The sequence below is a fragment of the Falsiroseomonas sp. HW251 genome, from assembly GCF_050563545.1.
GTDB lineage: Bacteria > Pseudomonadota > Alphaproteobacteria > Acetobacterales > Acetobacteraceae > Falsiroseomonas.
In genome coordinates this window covers 1-666 of sequence record NZ_JBNXUM010000101.1, presented here as the reverse complement: position 1 = coordinate 666, position 666 = coordinate 1, and the positions used below count along the sequence as shown (strand labels likewise).

The window sequence follows — 666 nt, the reverse complement described above, 5'->3', positions numbered from 1 at the left end:
TGTTCGTGACGCCGGAATACAACCGCTCGATCCCGGGCGCCCTGAAGAACGCCATCGACTGGGCAAGCCGTCCCTACGGCCAGAACGCCTTCACGCGAAAGCCCTCGGCGATCATCGGGACATCGCCCGGCGCGATCGGGACGGCGGTCGCGCAGCAGCACCTGAGGAGCATCCTCAGCTTCTGCAACTCGCCGATGATGAACGCGATCGAGGCCTATATCCAGTTCACGCCCGATCTGATCTCGGAGAACGGCGAGGTCCGCGTCGAAGCGACGGAGAAATTCCTGCGTGGCTTCGTGGGGGAGTTCCGTGACTTCGTCACGCGCGTCCTGAGCGTCTATCCGCGATCGTCCTGAAAAGCCGTTCAGGCCGCAGGTCGCCACGCGCGCGTCGCGGCGCGCCTGCGCATCGCAGGGGCTACGGTCGCGGACCCGAGTTCGGCGGTCGCGGCGTGGTATCGTTGGGGCCGGCGGTGCCCGATGAGGAGACCGACGTGACGACCATGCCAGCACTCTTCATCGGACATGGCAGCCCGATGAACACCCTGCAGGACAACGGCTACACGCGATCCTAGCGGAAGCTTGGGCAGGCGCTGCCGCGGCCGCGCGCGGTGCTGGTCGTGTCGGCGCACTGGTTCATCGGCGCGACCGCCGTGACCGCCATGCC

1 protein-coding gene is annotated in these 666 nt (G+C 67.0%); it reads left to right on the top strand.

What is annotated here, in order from left to right; genetic code table 11:
• Positions 1 to 356 (top strand): NADPH-dependent FMN reductase (locus tag ACLF3M_RS35365; RefSeq protein WP_430661708.1); only part of this gene is annotated, 356 nt, incomplete at its 5' end.
• Between the last annotated feature and the right edge of the window lie 310 nt (positions 357 to 666).